Raw genomic sequence first — 16,942 nt, forward strand, 5'->3', positions numbered from 1 at the left:
ATATGACGACATCGTTAGAATTATCAACATTATTAGAGCGGTTAGCTCAGCAATTAGAGCATTATGGGCATTGGCAACTTACGCCACCATCCATAGCCGATTTATCAAGTACTGAGCCATTTGCTATTGATACTTTGTCTGCATCAGAGTGGTTACAGTGGATTTTTATCCCTAAAATGAATTATCTAATTGAGAATGGACAACCAACACCAAAAGGATTCTCAATTACGCCTTATATTGAAGAAGCATTAAAAGAGATAGAAGGGTATAACGAGATTGTACGCTTATGTCATGCCATTGATGCATTAGGTAAATGAAGTGAATACAGAAGAAAATATCGCAGTGAATGGCGAATTATTAGAAGAACATGTCGAGCCAATAGAGCTTGAAATTGTGTATCGTGATGAACATTTAATTGCGATTAATAAACCTGCAGGAATGTTAGTACACCGTTCGTGGCTGGATAAACATGAAACGGTATTTGCGATGCAGACATTACGCGATCAGATTGGTCAGCATGTCTTTCCGTTGCATCGTTTAGATAGACCAACATCAGGAATATTATTCTTTGCTTTATCAAGTGAGATTGCGGCACAAGTATCTCCGCTTTTTGCAAGCAGAGAAATAAAGAAAACCTATCATGCGATTGTTCGTGGCTGGATAGAAGAAGCAGATACGCTTGATTATCCTCTTAAAAAAGAGTTGGATAAAATTGCCGATAAAAAAGCCTCAAAAGAAGTTGAAGCGAAGGAAGCTATAACGGAATACAAACCATTAGCTAAAGTAGATCTGCCTTATTCAACGGGTAAATTTCCAACCAGCCGTTATTGTTTAATGGAGCTTAAGCCTCATACGGGGAGAAAGCATCAGCTTCGTCGTCATATGGCTCATTTACGTCACCCTATCGTAGGTGACACGAGTCATGGTGATGGTAAGCATAATCGATTGTTCAAAGAGAATTTGGATAGCCACCGTTTGTTATTACATGCATCAGAGCTGAGCTTTACTCATCCAATTACCGATGAAAATATCGTAATAAAAGCAAACGTAGATGATACGTGGTTAAGATTAATATCAGAGTTTGGTTGGGATATTGAGTTATAGATAATCAGGTAAGAAGATAATAAAAAAGGGAAATGAGATAAACTCACTTCCCTTTTTTTTAATTAAGATTTTTAATTCAAATCTTGATAATCAATTAAGATTATTTAGCCATTGCTTCGCTGCCGTTTTCACGGATTTTCTTAAGCATAGACTTAACAACACGTGGGCTACCAGCAACTAGGCCGCCAGTCTTCATGTATTCAGTGTTGCCAGAGAAGTCAGTACAGATAACGCCAGATTCACGAGCGATTAGATCTGCTGCAGCCATCTCCCAAGGCTTAAGGCCAAGAGCGAAGAAACCGTCAATGCGAGCTGCTGCTAGGTAACATAAGTCTAGAGAAGGACAGCCAGAGCTACGGATATCAGAACATTCAACAAACATCGCGCCTAGTACTTTTGAGTAGCTTTCAACGTGTTGTTTTTGACGGTAAGGAAGACCCGTTGCAAGAATTGTCTCGTTCATGTCTTTTAATTCTTTAACACGAATACGTTGGTTGTTGCGTTGAGCACCAGCACCACGTTGAGCAGTGAACAATTCATTACGGATTGGATCGTATACACAAGCCACTTCTGTACGGCCTTTAATGCGAACCGCAATAGAGATAGAGAAGTGTGGAATACCTTTTACGAAGTTAGTCGTGCCATCTAATGGGTCAATAATCCATTGAACGTCAGCGTCTTTGCCTTCGATTAGGCCAGACTCTTCAGAAATGATGCTGTGATCAGGGTAAGATTTCTTGATCATATCAACAAGCATATATTGAGCATCGTTTTCGATGTTCGTAATAAACTCGTTATTGCCTTTTTTTGTTGTTTCAATTTTGTCAGTTTGCTCAAAAGATTTAGCAACAAAGTCACCGGCTTTACGCGCAGTACGTATAGCAATATTTAGCATTGGATGCATAGTTATATCCCAAAAGATGTTAAAGAACAGAAATCGGCGGCGAGTATACATAAACTAATGATTAAAAGGAAGCGTTTATTTTTTGTTCAGTTGTTCTCTTTATTATAAAAAAAGCGAGTTAAGCTTAAAAATCTCGGACATATAAAGAAGCAAGGTAGATTGCTTTATGGTAGTATCCGGCGGCTCTTTTCATCAGATGGAAAATAACATGTTAGATAAAATTCGTATTGTCCTTGTTGGCACTAGTCACTCAGGAAACATTGGTTCAGCAGCTCGTGCAATGAAAGTGATGGGCTTAACTAATATGGTATTAGTGGCTCCTGAGTGTGAAGTTGACGGCCAAGCCATTGCATTGGCAGCAGGCGCAAGTGATATTGCGAATAACGCACGCATAGTTAATACGTTAGATGAAGCGATTTCTGATTGTGGTTTAGTGATTGGTTCAAGTGCTCGTTCAAGAACACTTGAGTGGCCAATGCTTGAACCAAGAGAAGCCGGTGTAAAGGCCATTGAGGAAGCGCCATCGCACCCAATTGCCTTTATCTTTGGCAGAGAAAGAGTAGGGCTGACTAACGAAGAGCTACAGAAATGTCATTTCCATGTGTGCATTCCAGCGAATCCTGAATACAGTTCATTAAATTTAGCAATGGCTGTTCAAACTATCAGTTATGAAGCTCGCGTGGCTTGGCTCGATAGCCAGGCTTACAAAGGTGAATCACAAGAATCGGAATACCCTTTAAACTTCGAACTAGAATTATTTTATGAGCATCTTGAAAAAGTGATGACGGATACCGACTTTATTAACAAGGCGCATCCAGGTCAGGTGATGAATAAAATGCGTCGAATGTTTAACCGTTGTCGACCTGAAACACATGAATTGCGTACCTTACGTGGGATCTTAACTGCAGTAGAAAGAAGCATAAAAGGCGAAAATATAAGCAAAAAATAATACCTGACTAAAATAGTAGGATAAATACTTGACCAAAACAGTCGGGTATGGGAGACTCAGTCCATACCAATAGTGTGGATATGAGGTGACGTATGAAATTAACTTCGAAAGGAAGATATGCAGTAACAGCAATGCTAGACGTTGCACTGCATGCGCAAGAAGGGCCTGTACCACTTGCAGATATCTCGGAGCGACAAGGGATTTCATTATCTTACCTGGAGCAGTTATTCTCTCGATTACGTAAAGCCGGTTTAGTTGCCAGCGTAAGAGGCCCTGGCGGTGGCTATCGCTTAGGGTTAAAACCTGAAGAAATTGCGGTTGGAATGGTTATTTCAGCGGTTGATGAATCGGTTGATGCTACTAAATGCCATGGTAAAGAAGGCTGTCAAGGTGGAACGCGTTGTTTAACGCATACATTATGGCGTGATTTAAGCTCACGCATCAGTAGCTTTTTAGATGGAATAACACTTGGTGAGCTCATGGTAGATAATGAAGTTCAACAAGTATCAGATAGACAAAACATCGATGCAGCCTTAAATCATGGGCTAGTAACGAGTTCAAAATTAACAAATTCTGTGGGTGTTAATGTCCGCTTTTGACGGTCAAACGTCTGTATTCTCGGAGATGAAAATGAAACTGCCAATTTACTTTGATTATTCGGCGACTTGTCCTGTTGATGAGCGTGTAGCGAATAAAATGGTTCAACATATGACAATGGATGGATGCTTCGGTAACCCTGCATCGCGTTCACACCGTTACGGCTGGCAGGCTGAAGAAGCGGTAGATACAGCTCGTGATAACATTGCGGCTTTATTGAATGCCGATCCACGTGAGATCGTATTTACATCAGGCGCTACAGAATCTGATAATCTTGCAATTAAAGGCGCTGCGCACTTCTATAACAAGAAAGGCAAACATGTCATTACTTGTAAGACAGAACATAAAGCGGTTCTTGATCCATGTCGTCAGCTTGAGCGTGAAGGTTATGAGGTGACTTACCTTGAGCCAGAATCAAACGGTATTGTTGATTTAGCAAAATTAGAAGCTGCGATGCGTGAAGATACCGTGCTTGTTTCTATCATGCATGTAAACAATGAAATTGGTGTGATTCAAGACATCACTGCGATTGGTGAACTGTGTCGTTCACGTAAGATTATTTTCCATGTTGATGCGGCGCAATCAGCGGGTAAAATCCCTCTTGATGTACAAGAAATGAAAGTGGATTTAATCTCACTATCAGCACATAAAGCATATGGCCCTAAAGGTATTGGTGCATTATACGTTCGTCGTAAACCACGCATTCGTTTAGAAGCGCAAATGCATGGCGGTGGTCATGAGCGTGGTTTCCGTTCTGGTACATTAGCAACGCACCAAATTGTGGGTATGGGTGAAGCATTCCGTATCGCAAAAGAAGATATGCAAAAGGATTATGACCATTGTTTAGCGATGCGCGATCGTCTGCTTGATGGCGTTAAAGATATGGAAGCGGTACACATTAATGGTGATTTAGACCAGCGTGTACCACATAACTTAAATATTAGTTTTGAGTTTGTTGAAGGTGAATCACTGTTAATGGCACTGAAAGACTTAGCGGTTTCTTCAGGTTCAGCGTGTACATCAGCAAGCCTTGAGCCATCGTATGTATTACGTGCGTTAGGTTTAAATGATGAATTAGCACACAGTTCAATTCGTTTCTCATTTGGTCGTTACACGACAGAAGAAGAAATTGATCACGCTATTGCACAAATCAGCCAAGCAGTAAACAAACTGCGTGATATGTCTCCATTATGGGATATGTACAAAGAAGGCATCGACTTAAACACGGTTGAGTGGGCACACCACTAACACGGACGTTCCAGAATTTAGAGGTATTTATCATGGCTTATAGCGAAAAAGTAATCGATCACTACGAAAATCCACGTAACGTAGGTTCATTTGAAAAAGATGATCCGTCAGTAGGTAGCGGTATGGTTGGTGCTCCTGCTTGTGGTGACGTAATGAAGTTGCAAATCAAAGTGTCTCCTGAAGGCATCATTGAAGATGCAAAATTCAAGACATATGGTTGTGGTTCAGCAATCGCGTCAAGCTCACTGGTTACCGAGTGGGTTAAGGGTAAAACTCTTGACGAAGCTGCAGCACTTAAAAATGCTGAAATTGCAGAAGAACTTGAACTTCCACCTGTAAAAGTTCACTGTTCAATCTTAGCGGAAGATGCGATTAAAGCGGCGGTATCTGATTATCGTAACAAGCACTAAGATTACAGTTGTTTTATAAAGCGTCAATTTGTACTTATAGGTACAAATACGGCGCTTTATTATTAAATTAAGTCATTATTTACTAATGACCTCCATGACCACAAAACAAATATAGTAAAGGTTGTAGTATGGCCATCTCAGTAACCGAATCTGCGGCAAACCGTGTACAAACATTTCTTGAAAGCCGAGGAAAAGGCATTGGTTTACGTTTAGGCGTAAGAACCTCTGGTTGCTCTGGTATGGCATATATTCTTGAATTTGTTGATGAACTAAATGAAGAAGACCAAGTGTTTGAAGAGTTTGGTGTAAAGATCATCATTGATCCTAAAAGCTTAGCTTATATGGATGGCACAGAATTAGACTTTGCAAAAGAAGGTCTAAATGAAGGATTCAAGTTCAACAATCCAAACGTAAAAAGTGAATGTGGATGTGGTGAAAGTTTCAACGTATAGAGCATCACGTTAACTATGAACTATTTTGAATTATTTGGGCTACCAAACCAGTTTCAACTGGATGGTAGCCTTCTTTCTCTTCAATTCCGAGAATTACAAAAGCGTTTTCATCCTGATAACTTCGCGACCGCTTCTGAGCGTGACCGTTTGCTTTCTATTCAAAAAGCAGCGCAAATCAACGATGCTTATCAAACGCTTAAAAACCCCGTCACTCGTGCAGAGTACATGCTATCAGAGCAAGGTCATGATATTCGTGGTGAGCAAACCACAATGCAAGATCCTGTGTTTTTGATGCAACAGATGGAGCTTCGTGAGGAGTTAGAATCGTTACCATCAAGCTCTGATCCTGAAAGTGCATTGTTTGATTTTGCTGAGAACGTATCAGTTATGCGTAAAGAGCAATTAGGGCTATTGCAGCAGCAATTAGAGAGTGAAATTTGGCAAGAAGCCGCTCAAAGTGTACGAAAGCTGAAGTTTATTGATAAACTGAATCACGAAGTCGAACAGTTAGAAGACAAATTATTAGGTTAACCCAATAAAGGTTAATTGAAATAGACGAAGGATATTTTCATGTTACTACAAATTGCTGAACCAGGACAAAGTGCTGCACCACACCAACATAAATTGGCGGTGGGTATTGATTTAGGTACGACTAATTCTCTGGTTGCTTCAGTTCGAAGTGGTGAAGCGAAGACATTACCAGATTTGAAAGGTAATGTTATCCTGCCATCGGTTGTACAGTATCAAGACAATAAGATTTGTGTTGGTGCTAATGCGTATTCATCAGCTGCTTCTGATCCTCAAAATACCATTATTTCAGTAAAACGACTGATGGGCCGTTCATTAAAAGATATTCAAGCTCGCTACCCTGATTTACCTTATCAATTTACTGAAAGTGAAAATGGTTTACCCGTTATTCAAACTGCTCAAGGTGAGGTTAACCCTGTTCAAGTTTCTGCAGAGATCTTAAAGTCTCTTTCTCGTCGAGCAAAAGAGACATTAGGTGATGAGTTGGAAGGTGTGGTTATTACCGTTCCTGCTTACTTTGATGATGCGCAACGTGCGGGTACTAAAGATGCAGCGACATTAGCTGGTTTAAATGTTCTTCGTCTATTAAATGAACCAACAGCTGCAGCAATTGCATATGGTTTAGATTCAGGCCAAGAAGGTGTTATTGCTGTTTATGATCTGGGTGGCGGTACGTTCGATATTTCAATCTTGCGCTTGTCTAAAGGCGTATTTGAAGTATTAGCAACCGGTGGTGATTCTGCACTTGGTGGTGATGATTTTGATCATGCTATTGCGAATTGGATTAAAGACCAAGCAGGGATCAACACACCTCTTTCTAAGCAGGAACAGCGTGAGTTGCTAACGTTAGCAACGGAAACTAAAGTCGCTCTCTCTGATAGTGAATCTGTGAGTATTTCTTTTAAAGAATGGTCAGGTACAATTGCTGTTTCTGAATTTAACCAATTGATTCAACCTTTAGTTAAGAAAACACTAATGGCGTGTCGTCGTGCATTAAAAGACGCTGATATTAGCACTGAAGAAGTAATGGAAGTAGTAATGGTTGGTGGTTCAACTCGCACTCCATTTGTACGTACATCTATTGGTGAGTACTTCAATAAAACCCCATTAACCAGTATCGACCCTGATCAAGTGGTTGCTATTGGTGCAGCTATTCAAGCGGATATTTTAGTGGGTAATAAACCAGATGCTGAGATGTTATTGCTTGATGTTATTCCGCTGTCTTTAGGGATTGAAACCATGGGTGGCTTGGTTGAAAAAATCATTCCACGTAATACCACCATCCCTGTCGCGAAAGCGCAAGAGTTCACCACTTTTAAAGATGGTCAAACAGGCATGATGGTTCACGTTGTTCAAGGTGAACGTGAAATGGTAGAAGATGGTCGCTCACTTGCTCGCTTCTCATTAAAAGGTATTCCGCCGATGACTGCGGGTGCTGCACATATTCGAGTGACTTATCAAGTTGATGCTGATGGGCTTTTATCTGTTACCGCAATGGAAAAAAGCACTGGCGTTCAATCTCATATCCAAGTTAAACCTTCTTATGGCTTAAGCGATGATGAAGTCGCAAATATGTTGAAAGACTCGATGACATTCGCTAAAGAAGATATGCAAGCGAGAGCATTAGCAGAGCAACAGGTAGAAGCCGATCGTGTTATTGAAGGGTTGGTTGTTGCTTTGAATAGTGATGGTGATGCATTGTTATCAAAAGAAGAACAAACAGAAATTTTAAAAGCAATTGAGGCGTTAATCGTCGTACGTCAAGGTACAGATACGCAAGCAATTGAAGATGGAATAAAACAAGCTGATGCAGCAAGCCAAGAGTTTGCCGCGCGCCGAATGGATGCCTCTATTCGCGCTGCATTGGCCGGTCAATCTATTGATGAGGTATAGAAATGCCAAAGATTATTGTTCTACCACACGATGAGTTATGTCCAGAAGGGGCGGTACTTGAAGCAAATGAAGGGGAAACGGTTTTAGACGTTGCTCTTAAAAATGGCATCGCTATTGAGCACGCATGTGAAAAGTCATGTGCATGTACAACGTGCCATGTTGTGATTCGTGAAGGGTTTGATTCACTTGAAGAGAGTGATGAGCTTGAAGATGACATGCTGGATAAAGCGTGGGGTCTAGAGCCAGAGTCTCGTCTTGGTTGCCAAGCAAGAATGGCTAAGCAAGACTTAGTGGTAGAAATTCCAAAATACACACTAAACTTAGCATCAGAAGATCATTAATCTTTCGATTCTAAAATAGATTAAGAGGGCAAGTGTTGAGACGTAAGTAATTACCTCCTCAAACTTGCCCTTTTTATTGCTTATAGCCGCATAAAAAAGGAGTTTATGATGAGTTTAAAATGGATAGATTCAAGAGACATCGCAATTGAGTTATCAGAGAAGTTCCCTGATACTGATCCCAAAACCGTGCGATTTACTGATTTGTGCCAGTGGGTATTGGATTTGGAAGACTTCGATGACGACCCTAAGCATTCAGGTGAAAAGGTATTGGAAGCGATTATCCTGTGCTGGATGGATGAGTGGGATTAAAGTTACTTGAAGTTACATCGGTATTTCATTAATAAGGTTTAAATTCCCATCGAGTGGTTGGATCGATCTCTTAGATTTTAGTGAAATGCCTTGTATCGCCTGTATAAAGTAGGCAAATTAGATAAAAAGAACATTTTGTTCGAGTATACCCATAGTATTAGCGCAATATAAGTAATCAGTAGAATTCACCTACTGATTGTTTGGAGTTATTGCGTGCTTAAAGGAGATTCATCATGTCACAAAAGATGACGGTACAACTTTCATCAATCGCTGCTCTTGCTCATTGGGGTGAAAATGCACCGCTTTCGTTTACTGCAGAGGGCGCAGTGATCCACTGTACTGATAGTGATGTTTATAGCGCAATTCAGCGTGCTGCTCGAAAGCTAGCAACTCAAGGTCTTGTTGCTGTTGAGCTGCAAGGTCCAGAGTGGGATTTAGAGTCTATTTGGTCTTTTGTTCAGGGTTTTCGTGATTCAAAAAGCAATAATGACGTTACTTGGGCCGCACTTGTTGAGGCGGATGAAAAAGAGCTGAATGATCGCATATTAACAACTAACTGGACTCGTGAACTTATTAATAAGACGGCGGAAGAAGTCGCTCCTCGTCAACTTACCACAATGGCTGCTGAGTTTATTAAATCAGTTGCACCAGCCGGAACAGTAACGGCTAAAATAATTAAAGATAAAGACTTACTAACGGAAGGTTGGACAGGTATTTACGCGGTAGGTCGTGGTTCTGAGCGTACTTCAGCGATGCTGCAGCTAGATTACAACCCAACTGGCGATGCTGATGCTCCTGTTTTTGCGTGTCTTGTAGGTAAAGGTATTACCTTTGACTCTGGTGGTTACAGCATTAAACCTTCTGGCGGCATGGCGTCAATGAAAGCCGACATGGGAGGCTCTGCGCTAGCAACAGCTGGTCTTGCAATGTCGATTCTTCGTGGTTTAGATAAGCGCGTTAAATTGATTTTATGCTGTGCTGAAAATATGATTTCAGGCCGAGCATTAAAGCTAGGCGATATCATTACCTATAAAAATGGTAAAACAGTAGAGATCTTAAATACTGATGCAGAAGGTCGCTTAGTATTAGCTGATGGTCTTCAGTTTGCCTCAGCACAAAACCCAGAACTTATTATTGACTGTGCAACATTAACAGGTGCAGCAAAAATGGCGGTGGGTAATGACTTCCATTCTTTATTAAGCTTTGATGATGAGTTGAGCCAAAAAGCATTAACGTCAGCTCAAGAAGAAAATGAAGGACTATGGCGTTTACCGTTAATGGAATTTCACCGTACTATGTTACCGTCAAACTTTGCTGATTTAGCTAATATTGGCTCAGGAGCATATTCTCCAGGAGCAAGTACAGCAGCCAGCTTCTTATCTTACTTTGTTGAAGATTATCAGAAGGGATGGATGCATATGGACTGTTCGGCAACGTATCGTACCGCGGCATCAGATAAATGGTCAGCAGGGGCAACAGGCGTTGGTGTTAGAACACTTGCTAATATATTAACTAAGTAATTAAAATGAAGATCGAGCTCGCTCGGTCTTCTTTTTTAATGGGTAATTTCTATCAGCATTTTATATGATAAATGAGAGCTGATAGAAATTAATATAAGAAGTAAAAGAAACCTAAAGGAAAGTAGAATGACAATAGAACGTACTTTTTCAATTGTAAAACCGGATGCAGTTAAGCGTAACTTAATTGGTGCTATTTACCGTCGTATTGAAAAAACAGGTATGCAAATCGTTGCTGCTAAAATGCTTCGTTTAACTAAAGAACAAGCAGAAGGCTTTTATGCAGAGCATGAAGGTAAAGAGTTTTTTAATGATCTAGTCGCTTACATGATGTCTGGCCCAGTAATGGTACAGGTATTAGAAGGGGAAAATGCGGTGGCTCGCTACCGTGAGCTAATGGGTAAGACTAACCCAGAAGACGCTGCCTGTGGCTCATTGCGTGCCGATTATGCAATCAGCATGCGTCATAACTCAGTTCATGGTGCAGACAGTCCTGAATCTGCAGCACGCGAGATTGCTTACTTCTTTGCTGAAGATGAAATCTGTCCACGTCCAGCAGAATAAAGGATTAAGGATTTAGATCGGTCGCAAGCTCCCTTGAAGGTTTCAGAGGAGCTTGCTGTTAGTCTGGTATTTAAAATAATATAGTCAATACAGTAAATTTTTCTTTTCTATAACAGATTAATCATACACCCGCTTTAAACCTCGACCCTCTAGTAATATTCTCTCAAAACTTGTACAATTCTGCGCCCGATATTCGCGGTGATGTTATTTATCAGAGAGGCAACATGACTACAGCTAAAATCAATCTACTGGACTTTGATCGTAAAGGACTTCGAGCATTTTTTTCTGAGGAATTAGGAGAGAAAGCATTCAGAGCCGATCAAATCATGAAGTGGATGTATCACTTTGGTTGTGATGATTTCGATCAAATGAACAACATCAACAAAAAACTTCGTGAAAAACTAAAGCACAAGTGTGAGATCCGCGCCCCTTATGTATCAGAAGCTCAGCATTCGGTTGATGGCACTATCAAATGGGCGATGAAAGTAGGCGATCAAGATGTTGAAACGGTTTATATCCCTGATGGTGACCGTGCTACATTATGCGTATCTTCTCAAGTAGGTTGTGCATTGGAATGTAAATTCTGTTCAACTGCTCAACAAGGCTTTAACCGTAACCTTAAAGTGTCTGAAATTGTAGGCCAAATTTGGCGTGCAGCTCGTGAAATTGGTTTAGAAAAAGAAACGGGGCGTCGTCCAATTACAAATATTGTAATGATGGGCATGGGCGAACCGCTGCTTAATATGAAAAACTTAATTCCATCATTAGAAATTATGCTTGATGATCTAGGTTTTGGTTTATCTAAGCGTCGTGTAACGGTATCGACGTCAGGTGTTGTATCTGGCTTAGAGCAAATGATTGGGAAAATCGATGTAGCATTAGCGATCTCTCTTCATGCGCCAACGGATGAACTACGTAGCGAAATCATGCCAATCAATGACCGTTGGAATATTGATGCATTTTTATCGTGCGTTCGCGAATACATTGCATCATCAAATGCTAACCGTGGTCGTGTAACGGTAGAGTATGTCCTTTTAGATCATGTTAATGATGATATGAATCATGCAAGACAACTCGCAGAATTACTAAAAGATACCCCTGCAAAGATTAATTTGATTCCATTTAACCCATATCCTGGGTCACCATACAAAAAGCCAAGTAATTCACGTATCGATCGATTCATGAAGACACTAATGGAATACGATTTTACGGTAACCGTTCGTAAAACTCGTGGCGATGATATTGATGCTGCTTGTGGTCAATTAGTGGGTGATGTAATCGATAGAACTAAACGTACTCAAGTTAAACAGCAAGGTGAGGCTATCCCTGTTAAAACTGTTTAACCTTGATGTATAACAGCAAGGGAAGGCAGTATGAGAAAATGGAGTGCGGCACTATTAACAATTGGAGTGTTAATCAGTGCTGGTTGTGTCACGGTAAATGAAGCCGATGACATGACCCAAGAAGAGATAATTCGAGCTGCTGAAGCTCGAATTACCCTTGGATTAAGCTATTTAAATGCGGGCAACATGATCAAAGCCCGTGAAAATTTGGAACTGGCTGTACAATACGCTCCCGACTATTACCGCTCTCAAACTTCCCTCGCTTATTATTACCAACAAGTAGATGAAGATGCATTAGCTGAAAAGGCTTACAAACGAGCATTACGTTCTTCATCAAAAAATGGTAATGTATTAAATAACTACGGCGTTTTTCTTTGTAAAAATGGCCGTTATGAGGAAGCTCAACAGAAGTTTGCTCAAGCAATAGATCAACCTTACTATTACCTTGTTTCGGCAAGTTATGAAAATGCAGCCATGTGCGCATTAAGTAGTGGGGATAAAGTGACAGCAAAAACGTATTTTGAGCGCTCACTGGCTCATGATCCGAATCGAGTTCGTTCCACCCTTCAATTGGCTAAATTGAATATTGATGAAGGTAACTATTCAGAACCGAGAATTGCGCTGTTTAAATTTACTAAGAAGTATGGATACAAACCCGTTAGCCTAAGCTTACTCATAGAATTAGAAAAAAAAGCAGGCAATACGCATTTGGTTAAAAAATACGTAAATATTCTCGGGAAAGAGTATCCAGACTCAACAGAATATCAGAATTATATAAATTATGACGATTGAACATATTGAAGAAAAAGTAGAAACATTGGTAGCTCCAGGCTTGTTACTTAAAGAAGCGCGTGAGGAGCAAGGGTTATCACTTGAAGATATCTCATCACGTTTACGTTTACGCGTTGAAGTTTTACAGCAAATTGAAGCTGATAAATTTGATATGGGTAAATTAGCGACGTTTACTCGTGGCTACTATCGTTCTTATGCCAAAATTGTCAATGTGCCTGAAATCAAAGTATTAAATGCTTTAGACCAATTAGGTAAAGCATTGATAGAAGAGCATGATATGCAGAGTTTTTCTCGTAAAACGAAAAGAGAAAAACACGATAACCGCATAATGAAACTGACATGGGTTATTTTTGCGTTAATTCTTAGTATGTCTGTTTTGTGGTGGTGGCAAGAGCAAGCTCAATTAGAGAGCAAACAAGACGCAGAATTAATTACAGAAGTGACACCTGAAGCGCCAACTCAAGTGACAGAAAGCACGACTGGTGAAGATGGCGCTACAGATGAACATCCAGTGCTTAATGAGACGAATGCTCTTGAGGTTGATACTAAACTTTCAGAATTAGAAACAACACCTGAAGAACTTGAGGCACCTATTGCAGAAGACGTAAGTATCAATGAAGCAGTAGATGCAACTTCAGAAGCAAAAGCTGAAGAAAAAGTCGCAGTAGTAGAGCCAGTAGCAATTGCTGAAGATGTACTAATGACCTTTAATAATGATTGTTGGCTACAAGTTCAGGACGCAGCAAATAACCGTCTATACTCAGGCGTGAAAAAAGCAAATCAAACACTAAAACTGACAGGTAAAGCGCCTTATAAACTAGTTATAGGTGCTCCAAGTGCCGTAACATTAACTTATAAAGGTAAACCTGTTGATTTATCTGCATATCCTGCCGGTAAAGTTGCACGATTAACCCTACCTCAATAATGAGTTGATTCCATGCATACAGAATCCCCAATTAAACGCCGTCAATCTACTCGCATTTATGTGGGTAATGTTCCTATTGGAGATGGCGCTCCGATCGCAGTTCAGTCAATGACAAACACGTTAACGACTGATGTTGCTGCGACAGTTGCTCAAATTAAAGCACTTGAGAAAGTCGGTGCCGACATTGTTCGTGTTTCAGTACCCACAATGGATGCTGCTGAGGCGTTTAAGCTAATTAAACAACAAGTCTCAGTCCCTTTAGTTGCTGATATTCATTTTGATTATCGTATTGCACTAAAAGTTGCCGAGTATGGCGTAGATTGCTTACGTATTAATCCGGGTAATATCGGTAATGAGCAACGTATTCGCTCTGTTGTTGATTGTGCTCGTGATAAAAATATTCCAATTCGTATTGGTGTTAACGGCGGCTCATTAGAAAAAGACATTCAAGCTAAATATAAAGAGCCAACAGCAGAAGCGTTACTTGAGTCAGCAATGCGACATGTTGATATATTGGACAAAATGAACTTTGACCAGTTTAAAGTCAGCGTTAAAGCATCAGATGTATTTCTCGCAGTTGATTCATACCGCTTGTTAGCAAAACAAATCGCTCAACCACTGCATTTAGGTATTACTGAGGCTGGTGGTGCGCGCGCAGGCTCTGTAAAGTCAGCTGTTGGTTTAGGGTTACTATTATCTGAAGGTATTGGTGACACACTACGTATTTCTTTGGCAGCAGATCCTGTTGAAGAGATCAAAGTTGGTTTTGATATCTTAAAATCATTGCGTATTCGCTCTCGCGGTATTAACTTTATTGCTTGCCCTACATGTTCTCGTCAAGAGTTTGATGTGATCGCAACGGTTAATGAGCTTGAACAGCGTTTAGAAGACTTAATCACACCAATGGATGTATCTCTTATTGGTTGTGTTGTAAATGGCCCTGGTGAAGCTGAAGTTTCGCATATGGGAATTGCGGGAAGTAACCGCAAAAGTGCGTTCTATGAAGATGGCATACGTCAGAAAGAGCGTTTTGATAATGATAATATTGTGGATAAATTAGAAGCAAAAATTCGTGCTAAAGCAGCAACGTTATCAAAAGAAAACCAAATTGATATTAATCAGATAGACTGATTAATTGTAGATATAAATAAACCCATTGGGAAGTGAACGTGGCTAAAGCAATCCAAGCAATTCGAGGCATGAATGACTGCCTTCCAACACAATCGCCATTGTGGCACAAAGTTGAAAATAGCGTAAAACGCGTTATCAGTGCATACGGTTATAACGAAGTTCGTATGCCTATCGTTGAGCAAACGAATCTTTTTAAACGAGCTATCGGTGAAGTTACTGATGTTGTTGAAAAAGAGATGTATACGTTTGAAGACCGTAATGGTGATAGCTTAACGCTTCGTCCTGAAGGGACTGCGGGTTGTGTTCGTGCAGGAATTGAAAATGGTTTACTGTACAACCAAGAGCAACGTTTATGGTACATGGGCCCAATGTTCCGTCACGAGCGCCCTCAAAAAGGTCGTTACCGTCAATTCCACCAAGTTGGTGTTGAAGTATTTGGTTTGAACGGCCCTGATGTTGATGCTGAATTGATTATGATGACTGCGCGTTTATGGCGTGAATTAGGCATCGATCAACACGTTCGCTTAGAGTTAAACTCGATTGGTTCATTAGAAGCGCGTGCTAACTATCGTGTTGCACTTATTGCTTTTCTAGAACAACACCTAGATGTATTAGACGAAGATTGTAAGCGTCGTATGCACACTAATCCAATGCGTGTTTTAGATACAAAGAACCCAGATGTTCAAGCAATTTTAGGTGATGCACCTAAGTTATCTGAGTACTTAGATGATGATTCGAAAGCACATTTTTCTGGATTATGTGAACTACTTGACGCTGCTGGTATCCAATATCAAGTTAATGAACGTTTAGTTCGTGGATTAGATTATTATAACCGCACTGTTTTTGAGTGGATTACTGAAAGTTTAGGCGCTCAAGGCACGGTATGTGGCGGTGGTCGTTATGATGGTCTAGTTGAACAACTAGGCGGTAAAGCAACGCCAGCGGTTGGTTTTGCTATGGGCCTAGAGCGTTTAGTATTACTAATGGAAACATTAGAATTAACTGACGTTCGTCGTTCAGTTGATGTGTACATGGTGACGTCTGGCGAAGGTACATTAATGGCTGGTATGAAACTGGCTGAGTCCCTACGTGAACAAGTACCAGGCTTACGCGTAATGTGCCACTTTGGTGGCGGTAACTTTAAAAAACAATTTAAACGTGCTGATAATGCCGGTGCCGCAGTTGCTCTTATTTTAGGTGAGAGTGAAGTCGCTGAGCAGACAGTTAACGTAAAAGATTTACGAACTGGCGAGCAAGAAACTTTAGCTCAAACAGACGTATTCGCAAAATTAGCTGATTTGATTTAAGAGGATAGGACGTGGAAGCCTACGAAACTGAAGAACAACAAGTTGAAGCCATTAAAAGTTGGTGGAAAGAAAATGGCAAGGCAGTCGTTGTTGGTGGCGTTGTTGGCATTGGTGCAATTTTAGGTTGGAAATATTACCAATCGGCGCAAATTGAAGCAAAAGATACAGCGTCAATGTCTTATGAGAAAACATTAACGACATTGCAAGCATCTGGTGCAGAAGCCGCTGAGTCAACTCAAGCGTTTATTAATGCAAATGCAAAAAGCGAATACGCAACTTTAGCGGCTCTTCAGCTAGCAAAGGTACAAGTAGAAGCTGGCCAACTTGATAATGCAATAACGCAGTTAAATTGGATTGCAAGTAACAGCAAAGATGAGTCTTTGATTGCTACGGCACAAATTCGAATTGCTCGTATTCAAGCACAACAAGAAGAATTTGATGCAGCACTAACAACACTAGAAACAGTGAAACCTGCAAGTTGGGCTGCGCGTGTTGCTGAAGTTAAAGGTGATATTGCACTTCGTCAAGGTGATATAGCAACAGCTCGCTCTGCTTATACAGAGGCACTGCAAGCTGGTATGAACCAAGCGGTTCAAATGAAACTGGATGATTTAGCAGAGTAAGGACA

General features: G+C 40.6%; 20 protein-coding genes. 19 read left to right on the top strand and 1 reads right to left on the bottom strand.

The window, feature by feature from the left end; genetic code table 11:
- The first annotated feature begins 2 nt into the window (after positions 1-2).
- Complete coding sequence (locus tag F8B77_RS06125; RefSeq protein WP_151654609.1) at positions 3-317, top strand: YqcC family protein; 315 nt, start codon at positions 3-5, stop codon at positions 315-317.
- A 1-nt stretch (position 318) separates the two neighbouring features.
- Positions 319-1,104: a tRNA pseudouridine(65) synthase TruC gene (gene truC / locus F8B77_RS06130; protein WP_151654611.1), complete on the top strand. Its 786-nt coding sequence runs from the start codon at positions 319-321 to the stop codon at positions 1,102-1,104.
- Positions 1,105-1,204: 100 nt separating this feature from the next.
- Here truC and suhB read toward each other — a convergent pair whose 3' ends face one another.
- The gene (gene suhB / locus F8B77_RS06135) at positions 1,205-2,008 is read right to left on the bottom strand and encodes an inositol-1-monophosphatase (RefSeq protein WP_151654613.1); all 804 of its coding nucleotides are present in this window, start codon (positions 2,006-2,008) and stop codon (positions 1,205-1,207) included.
- A 208-nt stretch (positions 2,009-2,216) separates the two neighbouring features.
- On the opposite strand from suhB, the gene trmJ reads away from it, so the two are divergent.
- The 17 genes from trmJ (at position 2,217) to F8B77_RS06220 (ending at position 16,937) form a co-directional block, all read left to right on the top strand.
- A complete protein-coding gene (gene trmJ / locus F8B77_RS06140; protein ID WP_151654615.1) occupies positions 2,217-2,957 on the top strand; it encodes a tRNA (cytosine(32)/uridine(32)-2'-O)-methyltransferase TrmJ in 741 nt (246 codons plus the stop codon).
- Between the two features lie 92 nt (positions 2,958-3,049).
- A complete protein-coding gene (gene iscR, locus F8B77_RS06145; RefSeq protein ID WP_151654617.1) occupies positions 3,050-3,556 on the top strand; it encodes a Fe-S cluster assembly transcriptional regulator IscR in 507 nt (168 codons plus the stop codon).
- 31 nt (positions 3,557-3,587) lie between these two features.
- Complete coding sequence (locus tag F8B77_RS06150; RefSeq protein WP_151654619.1) at positions 3,588-4,802, top strand: IscS subfamily cysteine desulfurase; 1,215 nt, start codon at positions 3,588-3,590, stop codon at positions 4,800-4,802.
- A 32-nt stretch (positions 4,803-4,834) separates the two neighbouring features.
- Positions 4,835-5,212 (top strand): Fe-S cluster assembly scaffold IscU, encoded by a 378-nt coding sequence (gene iscU / locus F8B77_RS06155; protein ID WP_045101377.1) that lies wholly within the window; start codon positions 4,835-4,837, stop codon positions 5,210-5,212.
- A 128-nt stretch (positions 5,213-5,340) separates the two neighbouring features.
- A complete protein-coding gene (gene iscA / locus F8B77_RS06160) occupies positions 5,341-5,664 on the top strand; it encodes an iron-sulfur cluster assembly protein IscA (RefSeq protein ID WP_130046420.1) in 324 nt (107 codons plus the stop codon).
- 15 nt (positions 5,665-5,679) lie between these two features.
- A complete protein-coding gene (hscB, locus tag F8B77_RS06165; RefSeq protein WP_130046421.1) occupies positions 5,680-6,195 on the top strand; it encodes a co-chaperone HscB in 516 nt (171 codons plus the stop codon).
- 39 nt (positions 6,196-6,234) lie between these two features.
- On the top strand, positions 6,235-8,085 hold the full coding sequence (gene hscA, locus F8B77_RS06170) for a Fe-S protein assembly chaperone HscA (RefSeq protein ID WP_130046422.1): 1,851 nt from the start codon (positions 6,235-6,237) through the stop codon (positions 8,083-8,085).
- A 2-nt stretch (positions 8,086-8,087) separates the two neighbouring features.
- The gene (gene fdx, locus F8B77_RS06175; protein ID WP_130046423.1) at positions 8,088-8,426 is read left to right on the top strand and encodes an ISC system 2Fe-2S type ferredoxin; all 339 of its coding nucleotides are present in this window, start codon (positions 8,088-8,090) and stop codon (positions 8,424-8,426) included.
- 108 nt (positions 8,427-8,534) lie between these two features.
- On the top strand, positions 8,535-8,735 hold the full coding sequence (iscX, locus tag F8B77_RS06180) for a Fe-S cluster assembly protein IscX (RefSeq protein ID WP_130088090.1): 201 nt from the start codon (positions 8,535-8,537) through the stop codon (positions 8,733-8,735).
- A 233-nt stretch (positions 8,736-8,968) separates the two neighbouring features.
- Positions 8,969-10,255, top strand: coding sequence for an aminopeptidase PepB (gene pepB, locus F8B77_RS06185; RefSeq protein ID WP_151654621.1), 1,287 nt, complete (start codon positions 8,969-8,971; stop codon positions 10,253-10,255).
- A gap of 126 nt (positions 10,256-10,381) precedes the next feature.
- On the top strand, positions 10,382-10,816 hold the full coding sequence (gene ndk / locus F8B77_RS06190; RefSeq protein WP_130044648.1) for a nucleoside-diphosphate kinase: 435 nt from the start codon (positions 10,382-10,384) through the stop codon (positions 10,814-10,816).
- Positions 10,817-11,040: 224 nt separating this feature from the next.
- Positions 11,041-12,159 (top strand): dual-specificity RNA methyltransferase RlmN, encoded by a 1,119-nt coding sequence (gene rlmN / locus F8B77_RS06195; protein ID WP_060993652.1) that lies wholly within the window; start codon positions 11,041-11,043, stop codon positions 12,157-12,159.
- A 30-nt stretch (positions 12,160-12,189) separates the two neighbouring features.
- On the top strand, positions 12,190-12,951 hold the full coding sequence (gene pilW, locus F8B77_RS06200) for a type IV pilus biogenesis/stability protein PilW (protein WP_130047256.1): 762 nt from the start codon (positions 12,190-12,192) through the stop codon (positions 12,949-12,951).
- Entirely contained in the window at positions 12,941-13,876 is a 936-nt protein-coding gene (gene rodZ, locus F8B77_RS06205) for a cytoskeleton protein RodZ (protein ID WP_151654623.1), read from the top strand. Before pilW ends, rodZ begins: the two co-directional genes overlap by 11 nt.
- A gap of 12 nt (positions 13,877-13,888) precedes the next feature.
- A complete protein-coding gene (gene ispG, locus F8B77_RS06210; RefSeq protein WP_130044651.1) occupies positions 13,889-15,007 on the top strand; it encodes a flavodoxin-dependent (E)-4-hydroxy-3-methylbut-2-enyl-diphosphate synthase in 1,119 nt (372 codons plus the stop codon).
- A 38-nt stretch (positions 15,008-15,045) separates the two neighbouring features.
- A complete protein-coding gene (gene hisS, locus F8B77_RS06215) occupies positions 15,046-16,314 on the top strand; it encodes a histidine--tRNA ligase (RefSeq protein WP_130044652.1) in 1,269 nt (422 codons plus the stop codon).
- Positions 16,315-16,325: 11 nt separating this feature from the next.
- Complete coding sequence (locus F8B77_RS06220; protein ID WP_130047253.1) at positions 16,326-16,937, top strand: YfgM family protein; 612 nt, start codon at positions 16,326-16,328, stop codon at positions 16,935-16,937.
- Positions 16,938-16,942: the final 5 nt, after the last annotated feature.

The organism is Aliivibrio finisterrensis (genome assembly GCF_008933155.1).
Classification (GTDB): domain Bacteria; phylum Pseudomonadota; class Gammaproteobacteria; order Enterobacterales; family Vibrionaceae; genus Aliivibrio; species Aliivibrio finisterrensis.